Here is a 25,636-nt window from a genome sequence, read left to right as displayed (position 1 = left end):
AAACGGGATACCTCAGGCAATTTGCCCCGTAGCCGTTGCGATAATGTCATCGCTGGCCTTCTCGCTGATCATATAGACCGGCACTACGATAAAGAATCCGGGGATCCGAGGGAACACAGAAGCATCCACAACCCTCAGATTATTGGTACCGTGAACTCGGAACTTGCTATCAACCACCGCCATGGGATCACTGGCAGGCCCCATTTTGTTTGAGCAGGAGGCGTGATGCCCCCAGGATTGGTTTTTAACGAAGTCACCAATCTGTTGATCTGATTGGATGTCAGCCCCAGGTAATAATTCTCTTGATACCTTCTTGCCAACAACGGGACCAGACATTATATCTCTGGAGATCTTCACCCCCTCGATAACAGCCGCAAGATCATCACCCGAAGCATCATTACCCTCACCGAAATAGTGGAAATTGATATCCGGTGTATCTCGTGGATCAGCAGAGCGCAACGTCACCCGCCCAGCCGTATTGTTTGTATGCCCTTTCAACACAATCCAGGAGAAACGGTCCTTGTAATTCCTTAGCGCCTCTGAGTAACCGGGGAAATAACCATGGAAATCTGAAGGTACTCCAAAGATAAACAGATCTGGATCTTCCAAATCAGGTTTTGAACGTTTCACCAGGGATAGCACTGGGCCATTGCCACTATAGGGGCCCTTATTCAACCAGCCATAGCGATATCGGTTCAAGCAGGGATCACCCTCCTCCCCCCAAGTGCAGTCTTTCAGCAGAGCCAGGTCTTCTGTCATCTCACTGACCACACCCACCTCATAACGATCCTGAAGGTTCTCACCTACCCCGGGTAAATCAACAACCGGCTCAATCCCGTAATCTCGCAGCTCACTCGCAGGACCAACACCGGAGAGCTTCAGTAACTGAGGGCTGTTGAAGGCCCCTCCCGACAGTATTACCTCGCGAGTGGCACGCACTTGCCGCAAAGTACCAGCGGAGCCGCTTTCATTGTAATAAGGGTCTGCTTTATACAAGCTTGCCCCATCAAGAAACTCTACACCCACCGCAGTTTTGCCTTCAAACAGCACCCGTGTAGCCAGGGCATTAGTGCGTATGTGCAATAAGTTGGGATAAATCGCCTGTGTATCCAGCAAATGCTCACGTACACCGCTGCGCCGACTCTTACTATCAGCCGCCATGGGTGCAATAAACGGCCCCTCTAAACCGCTGGCCACATCCCAATGATTGATATCAAGGTTCAAGCTGCCCGTAACTATCTGGTCGATAGCTCCTTCCAAGCCATATTTGGCCAAGGCCGCCTTAAAAATTTTCAGTATTGCGGGGTCTTCCAGTAACAAAGCCGGATTACCCCGATTGGTAGGTAACCAACCATCAAACCCATGCCGTGAAGGGTTAGAGAAAACCGGACGGGACACATACTCGCAGCGCTCTATACGCTGGAAATATCGCCGCATATTCCAGCTTTCCCAAGAGCTGTCCCCGGTACTCTCTGCAATACGATCAAAGTCATTATTGTGGGGATAGACGGTGATCAGCGCATGGTGGGTAGTACATCCACCTATAGTGGCTGCTCTGGGATACAGAATACCTTTGCCAGGTATATATTTACTATCCAGTTTTTGCTGGCTTAGATCTGCATAGTGCTTAACGAAAAAATCCCAGCTGAGCTTACGGTCCTCTGATGCGAAGGGATGCCAGGCAGGGATATTATGTGTGTTATCACTAGGATCATTGGCACCCGCTTCCAGCACCAGAACCCTGAAGCCGGCTCTCGCTAAGTTTGCAGCCAGTGGGCCACCCCCCGCACCGGACCCCACTATCACATAGTCATATTCATCATAGAACTGATTTGACGTATCAGACAGTGCCGAGCTAACACCTGTAGCTACAGCTCCTGTTGCCAAACCGACTTGTAAAGCTCGCTTGGCGAAAGTTCTCCGACTAACGCTTTCTATTTCATTTTTTTTATCCGGTGTTTTTTTACTATCCATACTGATTGTTCACCCTAATAGTTTGAGGATCGCATTGCGCGCTATGAGAGGATGTAAACAGCACAACCTTAAACAGCCACTGGAATTTACAACTAAAACGTCTCAAACTTAATGCTCCCGGCTTCTTTAGCAACAAGAAACTTCTCGCTTTTCAACAGACATCTCAAAAAAACAGCAGAAAAAATAATTCACTCTCCCCATTTTTCAATTACATAAACCAGCCAATCACAATGAACCGTCGGCCCGCCAGCTCCAACCATCCTGAAAACGATCGGTTATAAAACCACAACAGGAAAAAATGAAGGAGTGATTTGTGCACTCAATAAGCCTACCTAGGTTCTTATTAAGTACTTACTCCAGCCACGCCCTCACCACGAGCACTCACTGCTTATTAAAAAATATTTATATAGATAATTTTTGATTAACCCTCAACAAAAAGTGCCAGCCAGTTACAAAAAGCGACGAATTGATACAAGGTGTGAAATTTACACCCGCCCTTCCTCAAATTATCTAAAATATTACTGTTATACAGTTGTACTTGTTGCACCAAAGAACTTGGCACAGTTATGATTCACCAAAAGAAGTTAAATAAAAACAAAAAAATATCTTCCATTTTGAAGCCAGGTAGAAACCGGGAATTGACCCTTAAACATTAGATTACCAACAACATAAAAGCCTATTGACCGAGCTATTTTTCAGGGAGATCAAAATGCCCCTCAGCGAAATTTATATAGCCTCAGATTCCCTACCTAAATATGGTCTCCACAAAAGCGAGAAAACTTCTGAGCTCTTGACAGCCAACCTTGACACAACCTTGCTGAACGACAGGAAAATCATTATTGCAAATGGCAAAGGAGTGAGGATTTTTAACCAAGAAAGGATCAATCAGTTAATCCAAGATGGCTGGATTTGCCGATTTCCCGCCGGGACAACTCTTCCAGAAGGCCTAAAAATTGTCGAGCAATCTCCGGGAGAGTTTTATATTTCTCCAGAAAAAAATATGGCCGAGAGGCAGTTTATCGCACTATTAAAAGAAATGTCTCTCAGAGCAATAACGATATTTAAGAGAGCTGATAGAGCCGTACAAATATGAATTTGCACACGCTAAGAGCACCCACATCTAGCCAAAGCAGAACATAGATATTGATTACAGCAAAAAATAAAACCCTCACAAGGGTGCTCCGATAGAATAGCTCCCTATTTCAATTCTGGGGAATTACTCTTAGCTCCGAGCAATGATCATTAGGCAGACCTTATAGAGATCAATATGTAAGCGACCAATATAACTCAAAGCTAACTTCAATAAATCGCTAAAGAGAAAACCTATTAAAAAACCACCTTAAATTTCACCCCCCCATATGCAAGAAAGGAGAGCAAGCAATGCCTAACCTTGTACGGAGCCGCACCGTTGCGACCAGCTGTAATGACCTGCTGGCTGATCTAAGCGCCGCGCTTGATGTAACCCCAGCCAATATGCGCTGTGTCGGTGTAATGATACAAGCGGGAAAAACACTAACTTCACTTAGCAATATAAAAAAGACCATGGGTGGCGGACACGTTTCTCCATTTGTAGTGAATGCGAATGGACTTCAAAGCTGGGACGAAGTCTGTGACAGCAGTTGGCAAACTTGGGCGCAAAATTCAGCTTCCGGTGAAACTCATGGCACAGTGAATGATGTGATGTTCTACCCAAGCTCAGCAAATGACATAACTGTCTATGTCCACCCGGCAAGTGACACCGAAGTAGCCACCGTAGTAACCAGAGCCCAACAACTCTTGAATGCCACCAATCTCGTGTACAATCATAACCCTACCCTAACATCCAGCTTCCCAACCAAAGGGGACTGTGTAACAAAGAGCGCATGGGTAATGGGATCCTTCTCCTATTCTAAGCCCATGCAAGGAGCTGTGACGCCCTGGGGTCAAGCGGTTATCTATGAAGCCTACACATCGCCAGTCAACTTTATGAGCAAATGGGTAAAGATTAAAAACAAGGGCTGCAAACTTGGTGTGATGAACTAGTCTTCTCCCGTAAGAAAAATTTCACATCAGGCAACCTAGCTTTCGTAACCCGGCAATGAAATAGATGAACTCTTATTCTCTACTTGCCGGGTTCATAGCACCTCACCTCATAACCAAGTTATTCAATGCTATAGTTAAATCGATTGACAGCACGGACTTAAAAATCCAACTGAGAGACATAAAATGATCTATCTATTTATGCATGCCGAGGTAGAAGATTTTAATAGATGGCAGGAAATACTTACAGATTTTAAACCGATACTGAATCAAATGGGGGCCACCAAGACCTCGATATATCAGGAGATAGGTAACCTCAATAATATTACTGTGATTCATGAGTTCCCCTCAAAAGAAAAAGCCGAAGCTTTCGTCAATAGCAGTGAACTCCACAAGGCAAGAAAAAAGGCCGGGGTCATTGGCGCGCCTAGAGTTTGGTTTACTGAAAAACTGTAGTTACATTACCTTCAAGCACGATAAATCACCACTCAAGGAACAATCAACTAGATCAAGAAACAGACAAGTAACTCAACGCATATCAGAGCAAATCATAACTTCATTGACTCACTTCAGGTTATACTTTTTAACTGCTAAGGCAGGTTCCATTGGTCCTGATAAATCCACCTGAGGCCTTTTGCCAAACCAATGGGAAAGGTCGAGTAATGATCAGCTCCACTTACTATCTCATCGTTGATAGATATGCCTGTATACTTTCGCAATCGTAAAATCTCGACAAACCTCTTATGACCATCCACCATGTCATTACTCATTCGGCCATCTTCTTTGGTTTCCAGAGCTCCGGTAGCCAAGTAAACATTGGCATTTAACGATTTATACTTCTTTGAATACTCTTCCTCAACATCAAAAATCATTTCATTCTTATACCAAAGTGACGGACTCGTCAGGACATAGCTGGAAAACAATTCCGGCTTGCTCAACAGCACCCAGACGCCAAATGATCCGCCTAAAGATTGGCCAGCCAAAATTCTCTTCGCAGGATTTGCACGATAATTTACCTCAACAAACGGTATCACTTCTTCTTCGATAAATCTCAGGTACTCCGGAGCACCTCCAGTCCTATAGCGCTTCCAGCTCTCATCAAGTACAGGAGTAAGGTCACGCACTCGACTAAACTGCCCATTCTCTCCATGGGCAAAAGAGATACCAACCAAAATAGCCTTATTCATACTTTTTAGGTGTGTAACACCTGCAGCAACTTTAAAGGCATAAGGCCCATCATTAAGATATAGAACCGGATACTTTAATTTCTCCGCAGCCTTATCATTATATCCTGCGGGGGTTTTGATATATAAATCATATTTTCGCCCCAGAATCTTTGAATAAACTGTAAAAATTTCAGAGCCTTTTATATTAAATTCCCCAGAAGTCTCAACAACAAGTTCTTCTGCCACGGCAAAATCAAAAGATAATAATATTGTTAACAAAAAAGTGAACCTACGCAAACCCCACCCCTCTATATATCCTAAATAGTCGAAAACTATATTCCTGGAAGATTGTATTCTGCCCACAATATTGAATCCCTATTAGCACTGAAATTTCATAGATAAGAAATCTATAAGGACATTGGGGATGAAATCACATTAAACTCATGGAGCTGGATATTACAAAGAGCTACAACCCGTTATTACTTTACAGCTCTGTGGACATCCAAATCTTTATCTACCGCTTTAACATATTCAAAAAAACGATCCAAAGCCCTCCCCGATAAATTATTAGAAGCTGGGAGATCTAATCTGAGAGGATCAACTGGCCTTCCATTTTTATGTATTTCGTAATGCAAATGCCGCCCTTGAACCCTACCTGTAGCGCCCAGATAGCCTATAACCTGCCCCTGCTCTACTCTCACACCTGCCTTTATACCTTTGGCATAACCTCTTAGGTGTGAATAAATGGTTTGGACTCCCGATTGATGACCAATTCGAATATAGTTACCAAAACTACCAAAATATGAAGCCCTCTCAATAATACCATCACCTGCAGCCAGTATAGGAGTGCCTAGAGGCGCTCCAAAATCTAGTCCTTTATGCATCCTGGTAAAACCCAGTACCGGATGCTTACGTCTACCAAAATATGAGGATAACTGAGCATTCTCTAGAGGGGTTTTCATTAGGAAACTTCTTGAACTTTTCCCATCAGGGTGGAAATAATCAACCACTCCTGAATCGCCATCCTGATAGCGATAAAGAGATATCACGTCATTCGACAATGACACTTCTGCAAAATGTATCGATTGAAAAACTTCGTCACCCTTTAACTCATCCCGACGAGTACTATAAAAAACAGAGAAGCTATCTCCAGATCTAATCTCGCGCTGAAAGTCTACTTCATAGCTCAATATTTCATTCAATTTAACCAGTACCGCATTATTTAGACCAAAGTTTAGTCCTGTATTATATAAACTACCGCTGATCTCTCCCTCGACATAGTAATTTTGTAAGGTCGTTGGATTTTGTTGTTTTACAGAAATCAATTCTTGGCCATCTTTCTTTATTTCCAAACTCTCAGCAAATGCTAAATTTACACTAAGGCTTTGAAACCGTGACTCTTCATCGAAGGCCAATAGAAACTTCTTCCCAACCGCTACTGCATTGATATCGAGGTACTCTGATAAGAGCTTTACAATCATTAAAGATTCTTCTTTCCCTATTGAGTTTTCAGCCAGTAACGAAAGCACTCCTTGATTTTTTGAAAGAGATACCTCTTTTACCCTGACAACCATGCTCTCTAAGGCAGAAGAACCCTCTTGATTTACACCTACTATTGGCCCGTTTCCTAGCCTCAAAGGCATTTGACTGGGCTTTGAAGAGAAAAAAATTGTCAAGATATCATTATTGATCTTAAAAAAACCTTCATGCTGAGATAAACCCTTTGCTTCCATCACCGTTAACGGGGATATCACCACCAACAAAATAGAGATACACTTAAGAATCGTTTTACTACAGGAGCTAAAAAACCCACCGGATGTGACATTACTCATTAGAACCCCGGCCATAAATCAACCAAACCACAACTTCAGTAAGTATTCAGGATTTACTCTCTCACCTTGTTTTATCAGCTCAAAGTGAAGATGAGGGCCTGTTACTTTTCCAGTAATACCAACTGTTCCAATCTTCTGCCCCATTTTTATACTTTGTCCTACCTTTACTTCCCTAGTATCTAAATGTGAGTAAAGTGTTTGGATGTTTTGCCCATGATCAATGATAATAATCTTTCCATAATTTTTGTGCCTATAGTGATCAGTTGAAACGATAACAACTCCTCCAGCAGGAGCTACTATCGCTGTACCGAGCGGCGCGGCAAAATCAGTGCCTCGATGTGAATTATTTCTAACTTTATTTAAATCGCCAAATAGGCTACTGATACGAGCATTTTGAATTGGCACTATCCAATTCTCTACTTCAGGATTAACTATCGACAAGCTTGGTTTTGCCATAGCCCCCACAACTGTAAAAAACACTGTAAAGAATATAAGTGATACCCTTAAAACTCCCATTTTAAACTTGTTAGATGAAGCACTCTCTTGAGCAGCATCTCTAATATTTAACATTCTCTTTTTAATCAAGGATAACTGGCTGGTCTTATCAAACATTGAGAAAGCCACAACACCATTGCGATTATCTGGCCCCGAACACTCCTGTAGTGTGCGAAGCATTGCTTGAGCGTATACTTTGCCTAAACCCATACCAGCGGTCCTCAAAACCTCTCGATCGCAACTTAGCTCAATAGCCCACGACAATTGTTCTTTAAACCACTTCAAAAATGGAATAAACCATAAAAAACAGCCCAATATATGAGCAGCCATAATCAACATCGGGTCATGTCTTCTTATATGTGTTAGCTCATGCTCCATTACTAGCTGCTTTTGTCCTGCATCCATCGATAATAAGTAACTAGGCAAAACGAGATTCAACTTGAAAAGACCGAAAACAAATGGAGAGCACTTAGCCTCTGTAACAATCACTCGTACATTGTTCTTAGACAAGTATTCATATTGCGCGCTAGTTAATAGGCTACCAATGACTTTTTTCTTAATCACTGTTTTAGCCGTTATCTCTAAGCCTCTAAGCAGCCGATAATGCCTTCGAAACATCAATGATAGGCTCAGTAATGTTCCACTAATATAAAAAATCAACCAGCCGCTGGCCAAAATATCGATATCACTTAACTTTCGCGCTCCATCCTCCAATAAAGGGCTTGCTCCCAGACGATGGCCAAGATTTACATCGAGTGGAGCGACTTCATAACTGACTTCCGGTACCAACCCTGTTGGTGAGATATCCAACAATTGCGAAAGGAAGAATGGCAAGCTAATCACGCATAAAGTACATATCCAGAAGCTACGCCAGTAGTAAACAATCTTAATCCTGGTGCTAACCAGAGAGGATATTCCCCTTACAACGATATATATGAGGCATGCCCAAAGAAAAGAAAATATAGATACAACCAGAAGATTGAAGGCAAAGGGTGACAAAGAGGATATTAATTCCAACATATTACTTCACGCCTCTTGCCTTCAATCTGCATCTGGCCAGCTATTCAACATTTCTTGCAGTTCTTCCAGTTCCTTTTCATCCACTAGCTTACTGTTAGCAAACATGGCTATAGGAAGAGGGCCATCCAGCTCAAGAACCCGCGTTGCAAAGTCAGTAGCATAGTGAGCTAGTGTTTCAACCTTATCGAGAGCCGCCTTATAGACCTGAATACCATGCACCTCAGACTGAATCACAAGTGATTTATCACGCATTCTGTCCAGCGTTTTTCGGGTGGATGAATAGGACCATTGGAGTTCAGATTTCACCTTTTCATGTATTTCTCTTGCACTAAGGGGACTTTGCTTCCAGAGCGCTTTCAGCAGAGCCAACTCAGTGGGGGAAGGTTTAATTTCTTTCATTTATTTTATTCTCGCGACACTTGGTGTATTTTCGCTACACAGAAGGTAAGTATGCGACAAGTGTCGCACTGCGTCAAATCTCAAGTTATGACAAATGTCTGCCTGCCTTTGATTAACTTTTAACCAAAGGCAGGCAATAGTGAGGACTCTTAATAAAAGTTACTACGCATAAAATATTTAGAGGCGCTGACCCAGCGACTAAAAGGAGTAGTGCAAAAGAGAAGTAACAGGCTAAAAAGAGCAGCTATGCATAAGCATTCATAAAGGCGATACAAAACAATCTGATTAACTCCGCTTCACGGTTTTTAGAACTAACCCCAATGGAGAGGAATCGGGATACCTACCGCCCCTAGGGTAACCATGGTTTAAACCTGCCGTTAGAATTTTATTTTTGCATATCGGAATTCATCTGTGTACTTCCCATATTTAAAGATAGCCTTTTTAAAAACGCCTTCTAATTCCTAACCAGATTTTTCCAAAACTCTTATCGACGCTCTATTTTCAGGTGCTACTGAAGCAAACAGCCCAACGATGGGTCCCTTTGAAAAGATATAATTAATAAATTTATCAAGGGCTGTAGATCCAATTCCCTTTCCCCAGAAATCACGAGCAATCCAGCACCCCATTTATGCAGAGTGAACATGCTCATCAGCTTGACTATTAGCAATAATTACCCCGCAAAAAATTCCTTCAAACTCAATAACTTTTACAACCCCAATTTCTTTACTTCCGGTACGTACCCACCATTCAGTATCTTTAAGTATATAGGGTTGAGGTATTTTGGATGATAGATATTTAACCGTTATTGACATTCAAGTATTGGACTAGCATTGCTTCGTCCGCTTCGCTCAAACCTCTAAGCTTAATCATCTATCACGCGCCAGCGTGTTTAATTGCTCCAGACTGTTCCCGCCGAGCCCTACGTTTATCAAGAGTCATCATCAGAGCGCACCTGATCCAATTGCCCAAGTGCAAATTTGCCCCTCTCAGATACGGAATCTAACTTATCACTAGCAAAATGCTCAGCTAATCTCCGTCCCACTTGTCCTAACTTATCAAAGCCCCTGATAGGAATTCAGCTGAAACACGCCTTACAAAGGAAGAGGGATCTAATGCAGTTTTTTTAACAAGGAAAGCACTGCTATAGCTCTATTTAACTTCCTCTCTGCAACAACAGCTTGCACTCCACCTTCCCAGTAACGAATATCCGTCTATACCCACTACTTTGGAAGTAAAAGGCCTATAGCTTGTTTAGTGAGTGCTTGAGTTTGCATCTTACTTGAATCCACAAACCCAAATTATACCCCAAAAACATATTTACCTTTCTCCACCTCAACATTTGGTGGCCTGCCATGAACCAGGAAGTACTTATAACCACCTTGCAAATTTCTCCAAAATTCATACCACCTATGATCCCGATACTTATCTAAATTTTCATCTGTCAATTTGAACGGAAAAGCATGCACCCTGAAGAACGGCTGCCCCCCTTTGAGAGCTTCTGTTGCCAATGTATATATTTCATTAATATTAGTATCTGTCATGGCATAACAACCAATAGAAACGCAATCACCATGAACCATTAAAGCGCTGCCTGTCCTACCCTGCAAACGGTCATATTTATTCGGGTAGCCCAGGTTGAATGACAGGTGAAATTGACTCCAAGGATTTAAGCGACCTGCGTTAACAAAGTAAAACCCTTCAGGGCTTTGTAGATCCCCCTCCTGTTCTTTTGGCCCCAAATCTCCGGAGTAGGCACATATCTCATACTCTTTGAATAGCTTGAACTTTCCATCATTAGACTCCATCCAAAGCTCCAAAGTGCTTGACCCTTTGAAAATCCTGATGAAAATCGGGGCGCCATACTCCAAGTTTTGTGCAGTCAGCTCACTCATGAGCCTACTCTTTACACTCTTAGTAGCAGCTTCAGATCGCTCACTCGAGGGAAGCGTGGAAGCCCCTACTTCTCCAACTAAGAAGCTAAAAACCAAAAATAAAGTTAAGTTATTCATTTTCCTAAACAAGTAAAAACAAGAATCTGTGGCTTTGAAAAAATCGCATCAAGAATTTTCAGTTATCCAATTGTTACTATTTTGATAGGCATTACCAGGTCAAAGAACTAATCACTGTACATATTTTCTAGTGAAGGCCAATTTCGGGCAATCACTTTATTCAATTTCACTGGCACGGCATTTACTGATAGATAAATAGTCAATCTGTTAACATTCTGAATGCCTACCGTTTACTTCAACTTTATCTGACAATTCAAAGGGCGCCTCAATTTATTCTTTGAGTTCATGACACTTATTGCACGCAAAGCCCTATAAAAAAGCCAAATGATCTCTCACGCGGCTATCTGCAGATATAAAGCGCCTGGAAACCACTAACTATACTTAAGCATATAGTCACTATGCCACTACAACTGTTCCCTTGTGAGACGAATCTGCTTTTTCTTCCTCTTCTTGTGGCTCAGTAAACCCAAAGTCTTCCAATATCCCATACAGTGCTGGAAGCACCAGCAATATTAAAATGGTTGAGCTGCTGATACCAAATACAATACTGGTTACCAGAGGCACTAACACCTGGGCCTGTAAACTCGTTTCAAACAGCAGGGGTAAAAGGCCAGCAATAGTTGTAAGCGAGGTTAGGAAGATTGCCCGGAAGCGGTCGCGACTGGCCTGGCTTGCAGCACTATGCACGGCCATACCCTCACGTACTCGCCGTTTTACAAATTCCACCAACAAGATGGAATCATTCACCACTATGCCAGCAAGGGAAACAAATCCCATCATGCTGGGCATAGACATATTCTGCCCCATTAGCAGGTGCCCCCAGATTACGCCGATCAGCGCCAAAGGAATCGCAACCAATACGATAAAGGGCTCCACATAGCTGCGGAATTGCAAAGACAAAATCAGGTATATGCCAATAGCACCTATCAGGAGTGCGCGCCCTATGGATTTACCGGTTACTTCACTGTTCTTCAACTCCCCCTGTATATCCACACGCAGACCGGGGAACTCTTGCGTGAGCTCTTCCAGAAATTTTTGCTTGGTATCCCCAAGTACCTGCCCTGCGTTAGCCTTCTCGGTGAAAACATCGGCGTACACGCTCACAACACGTTCACCATCTACGCGCTGAATGCGCGCATAATCCCGATTCATTTCAATATCTGCAACGGCTATCAAAGGGACCCGCTGCTTGGTAACCGGGTGAATAATTACCAGTTCATCGAAGCGACTAAGAGCTCCACGGGAATCCACATCCATACGCACTTGAATCTCATAGGTTTCCCCAAGGTATTGAACTTCATCGATCTCCATACCCTGGTAAGCAGCACGTAGCTGGTTCGCAACATTGCTGGCATCTAACCCGGAAGCGTATGCACCTTCACGCATTTTTACAGTTAATTGCGGCTTCCCTGGGCGCAAGTCATCCACTACATTCACCACACCGTCGTATCCGCTCAGCCAGTTTTGCAGACGGATAGAGGCTGCTTTCAGTTGATCCAGTTCCAGCCCGGCAAGGCGCAAGTGGATGGCACGACCTGCGGGACCGAGAGCGGGCTCTTTGTAAAGTATGGCGATGGCTCCCGGTGTTTCACCAGCAGCCTCTCGCCAGGCGCGGCGCAATTCATCCATACTGGTATTGCGCCCCTCTGCTGCAAGTAGGTCCACATTAATAGTGGCCACATGAGGCCCAGTTTCAAAAGCATCGCCATTTACGCCGAAGGTTACGCTGGTATGATTTACAAGGGGTGCGCTTTCATTTCCAGAAAGTTCATTGGCAACCCGGTCTAAAGCATCTAACTGCCTTTCAACCAGGCTTTCCATATCTACCAGAGAAGTCCCCTGGGGCATCAGAATACGGGCCTGTAAAAGATCCCCCTCAAGAGTTGGAAACCCCTGAAACTTTACAACCCCGGCAGGCAGCAAGCTTACCGTTAAAAAGAACAGGCCCAGCACACCACCAACAAAGGCGTAGCGATATTTAACAGCCCAGTCTGCCGCGCGGCCCATGCTCTCACGCCAGCCTTCAAAGCGCTGAGCGAAAGCCTGTTTCCAGGCTGGCGTACGGCTTTCTTGGTCGAGTGCATGGCGCAGGTGCGCCGGTAAAATTAAGAAGGCTTCCACCAGGCTCACAAGCAGAACAGAAATCAGGACAATCGGCAGTACCTTAAGCACCTGCCCCATATCTCCCTTAATAAAAATCAGCCCACCAAATACCATCACAGTAGTAGCGAAGGAGGACAACACCCCGCGAGCTACACGCTTGGTACCATTGACAACTGCTTCGAGCGGAGAAAGACCATCGCGGTGTTCACTAGCGATGCTTTCCGAGAGCACGATGGCATCATCCATCAAAATACCGATGGCAATCAGTAAACCTACCAGGCTGATCATATTAATGGACACACCCATGGCAGTAATCAGCGCAAAAGAGCCGAGGAAAGATACCGGTAACCCCATCACCACCCAAAATACATAGCGGCCACTAAAGAAAAGATACAAGGCGAGAGCCACCAGGATCAGGCCCTGCCAGGCATTAGAGATGATCATTTGCAGGCGATCTGCGACGATGGAAGCACTATCTTGGGTGAGGGTCATCTTCATACCCTCTGGCAACTTTTCATTTTCGCGATCAACAAAAGTGCTTACGGCTTCCAGTACGCGCAGGCTGTCATCTACGCTGTTCTTTTCAACATTGAGCAATGCTGCGCGGTGGCCATCGAAAGTAATCTTGTCTTCCGCCAATTCAAAATCATCATAAATTTTCGCAATATCACCGAGACGCACTTCTGCTCTATCATCACCTTTAATAACAACCAGGTTTTCCAGCTCTTCCACAGTGCGGCGTTCTTCAGTAAAGCGCACCTGATATTCACGATCCGGTGTAGATACTTTGCCGGCTGGCATATCGACCGCTTGCTGATCGATAATATTGGCCAGTTCCATCACACTGAGCCCGTACTGGCGCAGGTTGTAATCAGAGATTTCGATCTGTAGTTGGTGGTCCGAGAAACCCGAGATTCGGACGATCGGTATAGCAGGGTCACGCAGTAATTCACGGCGGTAGTGCTCTGCCATCTGGTTCAGTTGCGGCAATGGCAAGTCAGCACTAATAGCAATACTGACAACCCCTTGAGTACGCCCCAGCTCTTCAATTACCGGGCGCTCGCTCTCTGCTGGCAGGGAGTCGATGCCGTCTACCGCAGATTCAACATCCGCAAGAAACTGGTTCATATCACCAGTTTCTTGCATTTTTAGGGTCATCAGGCCTAGGTTGTCTTTCGCTTCACACAAACGCTCATCAACAAAGCTAATCCCATCGGTGGCCTCTTCCAATGGAAGACAAATACTATCTTCCACCCCAGCAGCTGCAGCACCGGCATAAGGAACAGAAACCTGCACCTCAAACTTATCGATTTCCGGCATGGTTTCGCGTTTCATACTGGGCAGGACAAACAGGCCACTCAACATCAGCGCTACCATCAGCAAGTTGGCCGCAGTAGGGTGGCCGGCAAAAAAACGAATCACTGCTGCGTACCTCTTGGACTCAGCGCCACTGGCTGCTGACCGCCGGCTACAGAAACCGCCATGCCATTAATCGCCGGAATTACATCGGTGACAATTACCTGCTCACCGGGGTTCAAACCGGCACGAATCACTGAGGTATCTCCCTGATGATAATCCACCTGCACAGGACGAGCGCGCAATTGGCCATTTTCAACCAGGTACACCCTACCCTCGTGCAATGCCCGACGAGGAATAGCCAGTGCCGACGCAGCAGGAGCAAGCAACTCTACGCGGGCATACATACCGCGAAATAGCGGTGGTTTTTCACCCGCAAGGGCTTCGCCATAGGGATCGTCAACTGCAACAACAACGGAAAGGGTGCGACTGGTACTGTCAAGAGTTCCGCCCAATCGAACAACCCTGCCCTGCCACTCGTTTTCCCCTGGGCCACCGACCAGGGTGATGCGGGCCTCTAAGCCCAGCAGCATTTTGGGCAGATCATCCGGCGTCGGAGCACTGCCTTCTCCCGGCCTGAGGTTTCGCAACAGTGGGGCCACATGAACCATAGGAAGCTCTGCGGCAATCTCCACCTGCGCGAGGCCACTGGCGTCAAACAAGCGCGCGTTACCGGCTACATACTGATTTTCCTCCACATGGACGTCTCCAATACGTGCATCGAAAGGCAGGGTCACTTGGGTTCGTCCCAGGTTGTACTTACTATCACGCACCTGGGCCTCAGAGCGTGCTATTTGGGCTTCGATTACTTTGCGGCGCGTGGGAAAGAGTGACAGCTGACTGGTCTGGTTCTGCACTTCCTGGCGTAGGCGCAGCATGTTTTGCTCTTCAAGATCTACTGTGGAGCGGGAGACAGTGCCGTTGGCTACCAGCTTCTGCTTGCGCGCCAGTTCTTTTTCACCCAGCTTTAGCGCACGCTCGGCAATTTCCAGAGAGCGCTGACTATTGGCTTCTTCTACATCTAACTCCTGTAAATTAGCCCGGTTAGCCGCCAGATCACTCTCAGCCTGGGCCAGGGCCAACTGATAACTGGTGTCATCAATCTTCAGAACCAGAGTACCCGCAGGAATAATATTTCCGCGCTCCAATTCTGGGGCTATGTAAACTACCCGACCGCTAATTTCAGCATTCGCCTCCAGAAATGTACTGGGCTTTACCTCGCCGTAAGCGACAGCCTTAGCTCGCAACTGCTGTTCCTGCACCTCCACCACCTTAACCGGCGTTATCAGTGCTTCTATCCCATCGTGTTTCGGTGGGCGCTTGCTCATCACCACCGCCGCAGCCAAAAACATACCAATGGTAATCAGCGCAGGTAGTGCCAGGCGACGGCTCATCTGTTTTTCCAGTTGGGCTTTAATTCTCACCGCCTGTCTCCTGCTGTTCAGCTATAGAAGTATTTGCTACTCCGTGGAGCAGCAACTGTACTGTGTGATCAACCCACTTCTCGCTGTTATCCCCATCTACCATAAAGGCGAACACTTTCTTCAGGGGGTCTCCCGCTATAAACGGGAATGCAATCAGGCTGATAAAAGAAATGGGCATCAAGTTGATATCGAGATCTTGACGCAGACAACCGGCTGTCTTGAGAACACCCAGTAATTCACGAAGCTTGGGCCCCAGCTGGGATGCCAGCCTATCTGCAAACAAGTCACGCATACGGCCCGGTTTAGACGCCACTTCGTCAACAATAAGCCTGGGAATCCAGGGCTCACGAGTGTAAAGGCGAATCATTCTGGCCATCGCCTCCTTCAGCATATCTAAGGAAGGTTCTTTTCCATCCAGCCCCACATTAAGGAATGCAGGGCCGTACTGCAGGAATTGGCTTCGCATTACCTCAATAATCAACCCTTCCTTGCCGCCAAAGTGGTAGCTGATCATTGCGGAATTCACCCCTGCCCCTTTGGCAATCTCGCGGATAGAAATATCGCGAAAGGCCTTCTCACGCAGGAGCACATAGGCAGACTGTATCAAGGCCTCGCGCACCTGCATTTCACGTTCCGGATCCCTGGGCCGTCCGCGGCCACGGCTGGATATGGATTCACTCACCTTAAATAACAGACCTCAAATAAGAACAAGCTAAAAAATCGACCTAATAGTCATATTTTTGGGCTGCACAAGGCAATTAACCCTTTGGGTGGCACACTAGGCTTGCTTCCCTTTTTTGGTCAGTCGCCCTTTTGCAGGCTTGAGAGCGTTGGCCACGATATCTCGCGGCACTATGAAGATCTAAGCGATTTTGTAAGAAAAGAAAAAAGGCCCGCAAGGGGCCTTTTAAGAGGGGAGAGGCTTAATAAAGGCAACAAGGTCCTATCCCCTGCTGAGCACAAGCCATATATCAGAGAGATTTAAATCTCGCCGTGAAATGTCGTAAAACCGGCGGCTCATACTCAAAGGTCAAACCCTTCAATTCATGGGCTCGATTTTGCAGCTCAATAATGGCATCAGCGATATAATCCATATGATCATTGGTATACACACGGCGCGGAATGGTTAAGCGCATTAACTCCAAATCCGCCTTCTTCTGCTCACCTGTTTCCGGATCACGCCCCAACAGTAAAGAACCAATCTCCACCGCGCGAATACCCGCCTCCAAGTACAGTGCATTAGTTAAAACCTGGGCAGGAAATTGCTCCGGCGGAATATGTGGCAGAATTTTGGCAGCATCTACAAACACTGCATGGCCACCTGTCGGGTACTGGATAGGCACTCCACCCTCTCGCAAACGCTCACCGAGATACGCCACCTGGCTAATACGGTAGTGTAGGAAGCTCTCATCAGCTGCCTCATAAAGACCTCGGGCCAAAGCCTCCATATCCCGCCCAGCCATACCACCATAGGTAACAAAGCCTTCCATAGGTACACAGCGTGTGCGTACGGCCTGGAACAGCTCTTCATGATCGCGAATACAGCACAGACCTCCGATATTAACCATTGGATCTTTTTTAGCAGACATAGTCAGCATATCGCCGTACTGATACATCTCGCGAATAATTTCCAGGATCGACTTATTCTGGTAGCCCTCTTCCCGCTGCTTGATAAAGTAGGCATTCTCACAATAACGAGCGGAGTCAATCACCACAGGGATATCATATTTTGTGGCTATCTCATAGACTGCGCGCATATTCGCCATGGAAACCGGCTGCCCACCAGAACTGTTACAAGTTACCGTAGTGATAATTGCACAAATATTGTTCGGCCCATGCTCTTCAATCGTTTCAACCAACTTTTCCAGGTTGAAATTTCCTTTCCAGTCATAGGCAGTAGTGGTATCAAAGGCCCGCTCATCCACCACATTGATCGCTTTACCACCATTCAGCTCAATGTGACCAGCAGTTGTGTCAAAGTGATAGTTGGAAATAAAAACCGGCGTAGTGCCGCCACGCACTTGGCGCATACGCTCGATCAACGCAGGGAACAGGATTTGCTCAGCACCACGCCCCTGATGTGCGGGAACGGTTAATTTATAACCAAAAAAATGTTCAACCGCTTTACACAGATTGTAATAGTTGCGGCTACCTGCATAAGATTCGTCACCCAACATCAAGCCTGCCCACTGGTTATCGCTCATGGCGCCTGTACCGGAGTCAGTCAGCAGATCGATGTACACATCATCACTACGTAATAAGAAGGGGTTCAAACCAGCTTCCGCCAAAGCCTCTTCCCGGTCGGCCAAGGTTGTCATTTTGATCGGCTCAACCATCTTGATACGGAATGGTTCAGGAATACGCTTCATCGTTATTTTCCTTATAAGTCCTGACAGCGGGAACTAAATCTTGGACCTTAGTCACACCGCACACTGTTTTAACGCGGGTATAGTACAGAGGAAGGGGGAAATAGGCGAATGAGGAGCTCGCCATCACGGAAAACTATTCTTGTAGCCGGCTATCAGGCATAAATTATGTTCATTTTATATACCCGATACCGCCAGCTCTTTTCTGAATTAGCTCAAAGCAAATTCAATTTCCACGAGAACAGCTGCTAGCTCTAAAGCGCCTCCCCTTCTGCCCCACGGTTTGAGTTAGCCCCCAATTCCAGTAAACCCAAAACTCCAGTATAATTCAGCTTGGCAATAACCTACATTATTAAAAGAGTCATACTTTCTGCTTCCAAGCTATATAAATCTACACTTTGTCTAACAAACAAACCTCTTTATTTCTGTAAAGTTATCAGAAAAAAATATAGCTAACGAGCGCTGTATTTTTTATCGAAAAAAAATATTCAACGTTCATAATTCAAGCTCATATTGAGTAAAATCCTTATCATTTAGGCCATTACAGTCAAAGAAAATAACCGCAAAATAAAAACCGGATTATCTAAAACTTTAAAATGGAGCGCCCGACTAGAGCATACCCATTAATCGACATGGGATATCATCCTGCCAGTTATCTTGCTGCTAAAAAATGATAAATTCTAAGGATAGAATAAGACTGAAGCGCAATAGCATTAAATATAATCGGAAAAAATCTTCTGTAAAAGCCACCAAGATAACTAAAAAAGGAAATTATCGACTAGTTGAGAAAACAGCCTTCATCCCGCTCCTATCAACTACCTATTTACCCTCGATCTATATTCTTGCATTCACCTCAATCTTAATTCCCACCGGATCAAAAAACACCAGCTGCCGCATATCTCGCCCCGGGATATCCATTTGCTTACTATCGACTCCCAAAGAGTCCAACTTGGCCTTAATAGGTTGAAGATCATCCGTATGGAAAGCTACATGATCAAGATGCGGCTTAGCCGGTTGTTCACTAGCAACCTCTCCCTCAATCAAATGGAGAATAGGTTTCCCATTCCCATATAACCAAAACCCCTTACGATTGAAGTTTGGGCGCTCACCCTCGATCAGACCGAGAACCTCGGTATAGAAATCCCGCACGCGGATCAATTGCTCCATAGGTGCGGTAATGTTGAAGTGATCCAATTGCATAACGCTTCCCTGTATTAACCAGCTGACTGAAAAGCGGCGCAAAAATGCACCGCTTTGCTATGCGAGCCCCAATTCCGAAGGGTGTACTACCGGCCAATTAGGAGGCTCTACACAATCCCTTTTTGGCGCAGAGCACCAATCTGGTCTTCGTCTTTACCTAAGAAGTCCCTCAGAACTCCTTCAGTATGCTCACCCAATACGGGGGGGGCTTGCCGATAGTCGAGGGCAGTCTCAGAAAAGATAACCGGGTTACGCACGGTTTTTACCTTACCGGCTTCCGGGTGATCCTGCTCAATCACCATGCCACGGGCTTGAACCTGAGGGTCGGTAAAGACCTCTTCCAATGTATTAATCGGTCCACAAGGTACATGATCATCGCTGAGTTTTTTGAGCCACCAGGCAGAGCTTTGCTGGCGAGTCGCCTCCTCTATTTGCGGTATCAGTTCCTCACGGGCAATCACTCGCGCAGAGTTGGTGGCATAGGCAGGATTATCTGCTAGCTGCTCAATGCCAGCGATCGCACAGAAGCGTTTGAACTGATCGTCGTTGCCTACCGCCAACATAAAATAGCCGTCTTTTGAGGGTACTGCTTGGTAAGGCACGATATTGGGGTGGCCAGTGCCCTGCCGCTCCGGGCTTTTACCAGAGGTGAGATAGTTTTGCGCTTGGTTGGCAAGCCAGGCCACTTGGGTATCCAATAAGGCCAAATCGATATGCTGTCCCACTCCGGTCTGTTGGCGATGCACCACCGCCGCTAGCACGGAGGACACGGCATACATACCAGTCATCAGGTCGGCAACCGCCACCCCCACTTTTTGCGGACCGGCACCGGGCTGGCCTTCCGGCACTCCGGTAATGCTCATCAGGCCACCCATACCCTGGATCATGGCATCATAACCAGCACGATTCTTGTAGGGGCCAGTCTGGCCGAAGCCGGTGATGGAGCAATAAATGACACCAGGGTTAATTACCTTGATGGATTCATAATCCAGACCGTACTTTTTAAGTCCGCCAACTTTGTAGTTTTCCAGCAGGATATCGCAACGTGCTGCCATTTGCTTAATCAGCTCCTGGCCCTCTTCCGTGGTGATATCCACTGTGACGGATTTTTTGCCACGATTGGCGCTCAGGTAGTAAGCCGCATCGGCAGTATCATTACCCTGCCCATCTTTCAGGTAGGGAGGGCCCCAGTGACGGGTATCATCCCCTCGTTCAGGGCGCTCCACCTTGATCACTTCTGCGCCAAAATCGGCGAAAACCTGCCCCGCCCAGGGCCCAGCAAGAATCCGACTGAGATCAAGTACCTTTAAATGCGCGAGCGGACCTGCCATAACTTCCTCGTTTCGCTAATACAGGGAATAAACCGGAAAAATTTTTGCGGCAGCCTAACAGATATTTAACGCTCACGCCCAACTTGGAAGCTGGCAAAATTCGCCGTACACTGAGGTGCGCAATAAAAATAAGGAGGCGCAGCATGGCCGCTATAGAAGCCCAAAAATTTGAATCTTTTCGCGACTTTTATCCTTTCTACTTACAAGAACATAGCAATCTCACTTGCAGAAGGCTTCACTTCCTGGGCACCACCCTGGTTTTTGCAACCGTGATTGCAGCGATCATTTCCGCTAACCCTATGTGGTTCGCGGCTACCCCCATTGCAGGTTATGGATTTGCCTGGATCGGACATTTCTTTTTTGAGCACAACCGTCCGGCCACTTTTAAGTATCCCTTTTACAGCTTTTTGGGAGACTTTGTGATGTTTAAGGACATGCTCCTGGGCCGTATTGAGCGCTGACCTACGCTTATTTTTTGTCCGCCGACAAGCCATATTTACGCAGCTTGTTGGCTACAGCGGTGTGGGAGATTCCCAGTTCTTTGGCAAGCCCTCGTGTTGAAGGACGCCCGGCAATCAGCTCTCTGAGCAATGCTCGCTCCATGTGCTCCATCATTTCCTTATAGCTGAGTCCTCGCCCCCAGTCTTTCCAAGGCAACTGGGCTTGCACGGTCAAGTCTGGCAAATGCTGCAAGGCGATGCTGTCCATACCGTGCCTCCGGCAATTCCCAGCAGCAGCCACAAAGTAATCACGTAATCCGTTGAAGTTATCCGGCCAGTCGTGGCGGCAAATCAAGTTCTCGACTTCTTGATCCAAAGCCAAGTCCGCCTCGTCCGGGCACTCCTGTCGCAGCAGTGTCTTGGCAAAACGTGAGATGGCGGGGCGCATATTACGTAGTGGCGGCAAAGTTATAGAAAGCGAAGAGAATAGTTGAGCCAGGGCAGGATGCAGGGTTTTAGGGGTACAACAGGTGGCCACCAACCGAATGGAAGGAGGCAGAGAGCGCAAACGGCGCAAGAGTAAAACTTGTGCCTCACTGCTCAAACGATGAAGATCCTCAAGGATCAGAGTTCCACTGGAACGTAAGTGCAACGGGACTTCCATCCGGCCTTCTTGGGGGACAACCCGGTAGCAATCTGCTCGGGCAGCAGCTGGGGAGAGGTAATGTACCGCACCCGCAAAAGTGCTCTTGCCAGTACCCCGCTCGCCGGTGATCAATAACGGGGAGGCCAGCTCAGCAATATCTTGCAACTGCAGGCAACTGTCTCTGCGCAGGTCGAAATCCCATAAGGCCACAGGCCTGGGCAGCTCAGCATTAAACACACTCCTATCCCAGGATTGCATGCGCAATACTGCCCCCGCGAGGGAATCTACATCACTGGGACTATCCAACGCTAAAGGCGACCAGTCCACTCGAAAATTTTGCCCACGCACCACTACTGGCAGACCAAAGCGGGGAACGGCAAAATCCCTCAACAGCTCTGCCACCTGCATTAATGGAAGAAAGCGCTGTAACTGCAAACCAGGCACCTTATCCAGGCTTACGCCGAAAGCTCGTGCCGCTGCCAGATTTGCAGCCACCACCCTGCCCTCACGGTCCACACTCAAAACCGGGTCGGTCACATGTTGAAGCAGTGTATCAAGCTCAAAATAACGCCTTTCTAATGGCAGCAGTGAGATGCGGCGAACTCTCTGCACCCCTGGAACCCTGTAGAGGGACTTCTCTATGGTCTGGTACTGAGTGCCAAGCATCCCCGGCGCGAGCAGATATACCTTGTCGCCACTATCACCACCGAGCTCCCCAGAGGTAACGTTTATACGATATTCGCCGAATATTTGCATAATTTCATGCAAAATGCCGACTCGATTAGCACAAGTTATTTCAATCCTCACCGGTCCACCTGTAAAGATAACTTTACAAGAAGTGTAAATTGACTGCCACAAGCGGCGCAATACAGCCCTCTCCACTCTCCCCTCCAGGCATCTGCCTGACTAAAAATAGAGGAGAGACATAACAACAAGGTTCAGCGGCAGGGCCAGGCTTACCCGGTACTTATTGGGAACTGGTGGACCGCAGGAGACGAGCGCATGAAAAAAGAAGCAGCCAAGAAGGGCACCAAGTACGTAGCACGCGAACCCAATGAGCAGGGTTTTATCGAATATACGGATCTGGAACACCAGACCTGGCAGCGCCTGATAGAGCGCCAGTTGGAAGTACTGCCCGGTCGCGCCTGCGATGAATATATGCACGGCCTGGATCTCCTGGACCTTCCCCGCGATCGCATCCCCCAACTGGAGGAAGTTTCCAGCGTTTTACGCCGTGAAACTGGCTGGGAAGTGGCTCGGGTTCCCGCTCTGATCGGTTTTGAAACATTCTTCGGTCTGCTCGCCGACCGCAAATTCCCGGTAGCTACCTTTATTCGCACTCCGGAGGAGTTTGACTACCTGCAGGAGCCGGATATCTTCCATGAGATTTTCGGCCACTGCGCCATGCTCACCAATCCCGCATTCGCCAATTTCACTGAGAAATACGGGCAGCTTGGGCTACAAGCCACTCCCAAAGAGCGCGCGTACTTAGCCCGTCTCTATTGGTTCACCGTAGAATTTGGACTACTCAATACCAAAGATGGCCTGCGGATTTACGGTGGCGGCATCCTGTCCTCCCCAAAAGAAACACTGTACGCGTTGAGTAATCAACCAGAGCGTTACGACTTCTCTGCGATTGATGCCCTGCGTACACCTTACCGGATCGACATCGTACAGCCGATTTATTACGTACTGGATGGCTTGCAACAGTTACAGGACCTCACAGAAATTGACCTGATGTCCAAGGTACGCGAAGCCATAGAGCTTGGCCTGTTCGAACCACGCTTCCCGCCAAAAGACGCCGCCTAAGCACTACTTTACCGGGCTGTAAACTGCAGCCCGGTAAAGCCCTCCCCGCCCCGTTATTTCCTGCATATGGAAAATTTACTCAAACCACTCTCATAAACATTGCACTTGGGGAAAATTCCACTACCGGCACAATCGGCCTGAGCCTATCGTTACAGCAGGTTGTGTAGTGGGAGGCCAACTACCTTTCAGCTCTGCCTACACCCGGAACGCCAAACTAACATTCGGGGCGGCATGCCAGCGGACGGCTTTAAAAATGCGTGCAAGGACACAGAACCCCGTAGTTTTGGGAGCGCTGTAGCACTATGTCCTCACTTGACGCGATTGATAGACAACTTCTTGCTATCCTCCAATCCGACGTCAGCCTTTCAATTGAGGAGCTGGCGGAGCGTGTTGGTCTAACCAAAACCCCCTGCTGGCGCCGGGTGCAAAAGCTGGAGAAAAGCGGCATTATCCGCCGCAAAGTTGCATTGTTAAATGCGGAGATCCTGGGCCTACCTGTCTCGGTATTCGCCCAGGTAAAGACTGACCAGCACACACCGGAGTGGGCGGATGCTTTTGCCGAGCATGTGGCCCAACTGCCAGAGGTGGTAGACTGCTACCGAATGGCCGGTGATTACGATTACCTGCTCAGGGTAGTCGTCAGTGATATCGCCGCTTACGACCGCTTCTATAAGGAGCTGATCAGGCGTGTAGGTATCAGTGATATTATTTCGAACTTTGCCCTGGAGCAGATTAAGAGCACTACTGAACTGCCGATCCCTGCAGAAAACAAGGATTAATACACGGGAGATAATCGGCGAACACTACCGGCTGTCCACACAACTATGGATAATGATGGAATCTCGCTCACTCGCAAGGATGACATGTGGCGGACAGCTCTCTCTTCCAGTCTTTCTTTCTAATTTTTAGTGGCGCGGCGATATTCGCCACCCTGGCTCTCTTCGGCCGCCAGCCGCTATTGGTCGCCTATATCGCCCTGGGTGTATTGCTCGGGCCCTCCGGGCTTGCAGTGATTGATAACCTGCGTCTGCTTTCTGATATGTCCAGCGTGGGCATTATATTTTTGCTGTTCCTGCTTGGATTAGACATGCAGCCGCAGGCCCTGATCTCAGTACTGCGCAAAGCTACCTTCGTTGGAATTGTGAGTTGCGCAATCTTTCTCGGACTGGGCTTTTGTATCGGTGAGCTATTTGGTTTTACCACCACAGAGAGCTGGGTAATCGGCATGGCCCTGATGTTTTCCAGCACCATTATCGGTATCAAGCTACTGCCCACAACAGTACTGCACCATAAACACTTGGGTGAGTTGATGGTGGGGCTGCTACTTTTCCAGGATTTTGTCGCCATCGTCTGCTTAATGATCCTGCTCAGCGACAGCACCGGGGATATGCATCTGGGACAAATTGCACTCTCTTTTGGCTCACTGCCTCTGATGGTGCTATTCGCCTGGGTAGTTGTGAAATATCTTTTACTACCGCTGTTCAGCCGTTTCGATCGATTCCACGAGTATATTTTCCTGATGGCCCTGGGCTGGTGCATGGGGATGGCTGAGCTGGGGGAGTCACTAGGGTTATCGCGAGAAATTGGTGCCTTTATTGCCGGTATTACTCTTGCTGCCAGCCGGATTTCCCAATATATCGCCCTAAACCTGAAACCATTACGGGACTTCTTTCTAATCCTATTCTTCTTCAGCCTTGGGGCTCAATTCAAACTGGCCATGCTGCCGGAAATCCTGGTGCCGGCAATAGTCACTGCTACGGTAGTTTTATTGGCAAAACCGGTGATTTTCCGCTATTTGCTAGGCAACCAGAGCGAGCTTAAAGTTCTGGCCTGGGATATTGGCTTCCGCCTGGGGCAAATCAGCGAGTTTTCCCTACTCATCGCCTTACTTGCCTATAGCCAGAACCTAATCGGCAGCGCTGCCTCTCACTTAATTCAAGCTACGGCAATTATTACCTTCCTGGTTTCCTCTTATATCGTGGTGATGAATTTTCCCAATCCCATCGCAATCAAAGACGAGCTGCGCAGGGATTAACCTTGCGCAGCT

22 protein-coding genes are annotated in these 25,636 nt (G+C 47.0%); 7 read left to right on the top strand and 15 right to left on the bottom strand.

Annotated elements, in window-relative coordinates; translation table 11 throughout:
- Positions 1 to 12 precede the first annotated feature (12 nt).
- The gene (locus ACJJIP_RS08820) at positions 13 to 1,974 is read right to left on the bottom strand and encodes a GMC family oxidoreductase (RefSeq protein ID WP_444901516.1); all 1,962 of its coding nucleotides are present in this window, start codon (positions 1,972 to 1,974) and stop codon (positions 13 to 15) included.
- Positions 1,975 to 2,683: 709 nt separating this feature from the next.
- Here ACJJIP_RS08820 and ACJJIP_RS08815 point away from each other — a divergent pair.
- The 3 genes from ACJJIP_RS08815 to ACJJIP_RS08805 all read left to right on the top strand — a co-directional run bounded on the left by ACJJIP_RS08815 (position 2,684) and on the right by ACJJIP_RS08805 (position 4,449).
- Positions 2,684 to 3,067: a hypothetical protein gene (locus ACJJIP_RS08815; RefSeq protein ID WP_282953349.1), complete on the top strand. Its 384-nt coding sequence runs from the start codon at positions 2,684 to 2,686 to the stop codon at positions 3,065 to 3,067.
- Between the two features lie 287 nt (positions 3,068 to 3,354).
- Positions 3,355 to 3,996, top strand: a complete 642-nt coding sequence (locus tag ACJJIP_RS08810; protein ID WP_020412988.1) for a hypothetical protein — start codon at positions 3,355 to 3,357, stop codon at positions 3,994 to 3,996.
- A 183-nt stretch (positions 3,997 to 4,179) separates the two neighbouring features.
- Positions 4,180 to 4,449: a DUF1330 domain-containing protein gene (locus ACJJIP_RS08805; RefSeq protein WP_444946688.1), complete on the top strand. Its 270-nt coding sequence runs from the start codon at positions 4,180 to 4,182 to the stop codon at positions 4,447 to 4,449.
- 134 nt (positions 4,450 to 4,583) lie between these two features.
- Here the strand turns inward: ACJJIP_RS08805 and ACJJIP_RS08800 are convergent, their stop codons facing one another.
- The 13 genes from ACJJIP_RS08800 to ACJJIP_RS08740 all read right to left on the bottom strand — a co-directional run bounded on the left by ACJJIP_RS08800 (position 4,584) and on the right by ACJJIP_RS08740 (position 20,694).
- The gene (locus tag ACJJIP_RS08800; protein ID WP_444946687.1) at positions 4,584 to 5,456 is read right to left on the bottom strand and encodes an alpha/beta hydrolase; all 873 of its coding nucleotides are present in this window, start codon (positions 5,454 to 5,456) and stop codon (positions 4,584 to 4,586) included.
- 182 nt (positions 5,457 to 5,638) lie between these two features.
- The gene (locus ACJJIP_RS08795) at positions 5,639 to 6,991 is read right to left on the bottom strand and encodes a M23 family metallopeptidase (RefSeq protein WP_444946686.1); all 1,353 of its coding nucleotides are present in this window, start codon (positions 6,989 to 6,991) and stop codon (positions 5,639 to 5,641) included.
- A gap of 18 nt (positions 6,992 to 7,009) precedes the next feature.
- Entirely contained in the window at positions 7,010 to 8,506 is a 1,497-nt protein-coding gene (locus ACJJIP_RS08790; protein ID WP_444946685.1) for a peptidoglycan DD-metalloendopeptidase family protein, read from the bottom strand.
- A 21-nt stretch (positions 8,507 to 8,527) separates the two neighbouring features.
- Positions 8,528 to 8,905 (bottom strand): BlaI/MecI/CopY family transcriptional regulator, encoded by a 378-nt coding sequence (locus ACJJIP_RS08785; protein ID WP_020412993.1) that lies wholly within the window; start codon positions 8,903 to 8,905, stop codon positions 8,528 to 8,530.
- A gap of 461 nt (positions 8,906 to 9,366) precedes the next feature.
- Positions 9,367 to 9,531 (bottom strand): GNAT family N-acetyltransferase, encoded by a 165-nt coding sequence (locus tag ACJJIP_RS08780; RefSeq protein WP_083922707.1) that lies wholly within the window; start codon positions 9,529 to 9,531, stop codon positions 9,367 to 9,369.
- On the bottom strand, positions 9,532 to 9,717 hold the full coding sequence (locus ACJJIP_RS08775; RefSeq protein WP_444946684.1) for a hypothetical protein: 186 nt from the start codon (positions 9,715 to 9,717) through the stop codon (positions 9,532 to 9,534).
- 486 nt (positions 9,718 to 10,203) lie between these two features.
- Positions 10,204 to 10,797 (bottom strand): L,D-transpeptidase family protein, encoded by a 594-nt coding sequence (locus ACJJIP_RS08770; protein ID WP_444946683.1) that lies wholly within the window; start codon positions 10,795 to 10,797, stop codon positions 10,204 to 10,206.
- 513 nt (positions 10,798 to 11,310) lie between these two features.
- A complete protein-coding gene (locus tag ACJJIP_RS08765) occupies positions 11,311 to 14,439 on the bottom strand; it encodes an efflux RND transporter permease subunit (RefSeq protein WP_444946682.1) in 3,129 nt (1,042 codons plus the stop codon).
- Positions 14,436 to 15,797, bottom strand: coding sequence for an efflux RND transporter periplasmic adaptor subunit (locus ACJJIP_RS08760; RefSeq protein WP_353376291.1), 1,362 nt, complete (start codon positions 15,795 to 15,797; stop codon positions 14,436 to 14,438). The genes ACJJIP_RS08765 and ACJJIP_RS08760 overlap by 4 nt, the downstream gene beginning before the upstream one ends.
- Positions 15,787 to 16,479: a TetR/AcrR family transcriptional regulator gene (locus ACJJIP_RS08755; protein WP_444946681.1), complete on the bottom strand. Its 693-nt coding sequence runs from the start codon at positions 16,477 to 16,479 to the stop codon at positions 15,787 to 15,789. Before ACJJIP_RS08755 ends, ACJJIP_RS08760 begins: the two co-directional genes overlap by 11 nt.
- 289 nt (positions 16,480 to 16,768) lie before the next feature.
- A complete protein-coding gene (locus ACJJIP_RS08750) occupies positions 16,769 to 18,166 on the bottom strand; it encodes a tryptophanase (RefSeq protein WP_020412999.1) in 1,398 nt (465 codons plus the stop codon).
- Between the two features lie 831 nt (positions 18,167 to 18,997).
- Positions 18,998 to 19,363 carry a VOC family protein gene (locus ACJJIP_RS08745; protein ID WP_020413000.1) on the bottom strand — a complete coding sequence of 122 codons (366 nt, stop codon included), beginning with the start codon at positions 19,361 to 19,363 and terminating at the stop codon, positions 18,998 to 19,000.
- A 107-nt stretch (positions 19,364 to 19,470) separates the two neighbouring features.
- Complete coding sequence (locus ACJJIP_RS08740; protein WP_444946680.1) at positions 19,471 to 20,694, bottom strand: CaiB/BaiF CoA transferase family protein; 1,224 nt, start codon at positions 20,692 to 20,694, stop codon at positions 19,471 to 19,473.
- Between the two features lie 143 nt (positions 20,695 to 20,837).
- Between ACJJIP_RS08740 and ACJJIP_RS08735 the strand changes: the two genes are divergently transcribed.
- A complete protein-coding gene (locus ACJJIP_RS08735) occupies positions 20,838 to 21,155 on the top strand; it encodes an Mpo1-like protein (protein WP_353376295.1) in 318 nt (105 codons plus the stop codon).
- A gap of 7 nt (positions 21,156 to 21,162) precedes the next feature.
- On the opposite strand, the gene ACJJIP_RS08730 is transcribed toward ACJJIP_RS08735, so the two are convergent.
- Complete coding sequence (locus ACJJIP_RS08730) at positions 21,163 to 22,587, bottom strand: TyrR/PhhR family helix-turn-helix DNA-binding protein (protein WP_444946679.1); 1,425 nt, start codon at positions 22,585 to 22,587, stop codon at positions 21,163 to 21,165.
- Positions 22,588 to 22,782: 195 nt separating this feature from the next.
- Here ACJJIP_RS08730 and phhA point away from each other — a divergent pair, with 195 nt between their 5' ends.
- From phhA to ACJJIP_RS08715, 3 genes are all read left to right on the top strand, one after another.
- Complete coding sequence (gene phhA, locus ACJJIP_RS08725; RefSeq protein WP_020413004.1) at positions 22,783 to 23,589, top strand: phenylalanine 4-monooxygenase; 807 nt, start codon at positions 22,783 to 22,785, stop codon at positions 23,587 to 23,589.
- Positions 23,590 to 23,891: 302 nt separating this feature from the next.
- Complete coding sequence (locus ACJJIP_RS08720; protein ID WP_020413005.1) at positions 23,892 to 24,368, top strand: Lrp/AsnC family transcriptional regulator; 477 nt, start codon at positions 23,892 to 23,894, stop codon at positions 24,366 to 24,368.
- A gap of 86 nt (positions 24,369 to 24,454) precedes the next feature.
- Complete coding sequence (locus ACJJIP_RS08715; protein WP_020413006.1) at positions 24,455 to 25,624, top strand: cation:proton antiporter; 1,170 nt, start codon at positions 24,455 to 24,457, stop codon at positions 25,622 to 25,624.
- Positions 25,625 to 25,636: the final 12 nt, after the last annotated feature.

The sequence above is a fragment of the Microbulbifer variabilis genome (genome assembly GCF_052467165.1).
This window is presented reverse-complemented; position numbering and strand designations above follow the sequence as displayed.

What these genes read in the sequence shown, in the direction of transcription:
- ACJJIP_RS08820 (WP_444901516.1), bottom strand. Translation starts at nt 1,974, where the DNA reads ATGGATAGTAAAAAAACACCGGATAAAAAAAATGAAATAGAAAGCGTT.
- ACJJIP_RS08815 (WP_282953349.1), top strand. Translation starts at nt 2,684, where the DNA reads ATGCCCCTCAGCGAAATTTATATAGCCTCAGATTCCCTACCTAAATAT.
- ACJJIP_RS08810 (WP_020412988.1), top strand. Translation starts at nt 3,355, where the DNA reads ATGCCTAACCTTGTACGGAGCCGCACCGTTGCGACCAGCTGTAATGAC.
- ACJJIP_RS08805 (WP_444946688.1), top strand. Translation starts at nt 4,180, where the DNA reads ATGATCTATCTATTTATGCATGCCGAGGTAGAAGATTTTAATAGATGG.
- ACJJIP_RS08795 (WP_444946686.1), bottom strand. Translation starts at nt 6,991, where the DNA reads ATGAGTAATGTCACATCCGGTGGGTTTTTTAGCTCCTGTAGTAAAACG.
- ACJJIP_RS08790 (WP_444946685.1), bottom strand. Translation starts at nt 8,506, where the DNA reads ATGTTGGAATTAATATCCTCTTTGTCACCCTTTGCCTTCAATCTTCTG.
- ACJJIP_RS08785 (WP_020412993.1), bottom strand. Translation starts at nt 8,905, where the DNA reads ATGAAAGAAATTAAACCTTCCCCCACTGAGTTGGCTCTGCTGAAAGCG.
- ACJJIP_RS08780 (WP_083922707.1), bottom strand. Translation starts at nt 9,531, where the DNA reads ATGGGGTGCTGGATTGCTCGTGATTTCTGGGGAAAGGGAATTGGATCT.
- ACJJIP_RS08775 (WP_444946684.1), bottom strand. Translation starts at nt 9,717, where the DNA reads ATGTCAATAACGGTTAAATATCTATCATCCAAAATACCTCAACCCTAT.
- ACJJIP_RS08770 (WP_444946683.1), bottom strand. Translation starts at nt 10,797, where the DNA reads ATGAGTGAGCTGACTGCACAAAACTTGGAGTATGGCGCCCCGATTTTC.
- ACJJIP_RS08750 (WP_020412999.1), bottom strand. Translation starts at nt 18,166, where the DNA reads ATGAAGCGTATTCCTGAACCATTCCGTATCAAGATGGTTGAGCCGATC.
- ACJJIP_RS08745 (WP_020413000.1), bottom strand. Translation starts at nt 19,363, where the DNA reads ATGCAATTGGATCACTTCAACATTACCGCACCTATGGAGCAATTGATC.
- ACJJIP_RS08740 (WP_444946680.1), bottom strand. Translation starts at nt 20,694, where the DNA reads ATGGCAGGTCCGCTCGCGCATTTAAAGGTACTTGATCTCAGTCGGATT.
- ACJJIP_RS08735 (WP_353376295.1), top strand. Translation starts at nt 20,838, where the DNA reads ATGGCCGCTATAGAAGCCCAAAAATTTGAATCTTTTCGCGACTTTTAT.
- phhA (WP_020413004.1), top strand. Translation starts at nt 22,783, where the DNA reads ATGAAAAAAGAAGCAGCCAAGAAGGGCACCAAGTACGTAGCACGCGAA.
- ACJJIP_RS08720 (WP_020413005.1), top strand. Translation starts at nt 23,892, where the DNA reads ATGTCCTCACTTGACGCGATTGATAGACAACTTCTTGCTATCCTCCAA.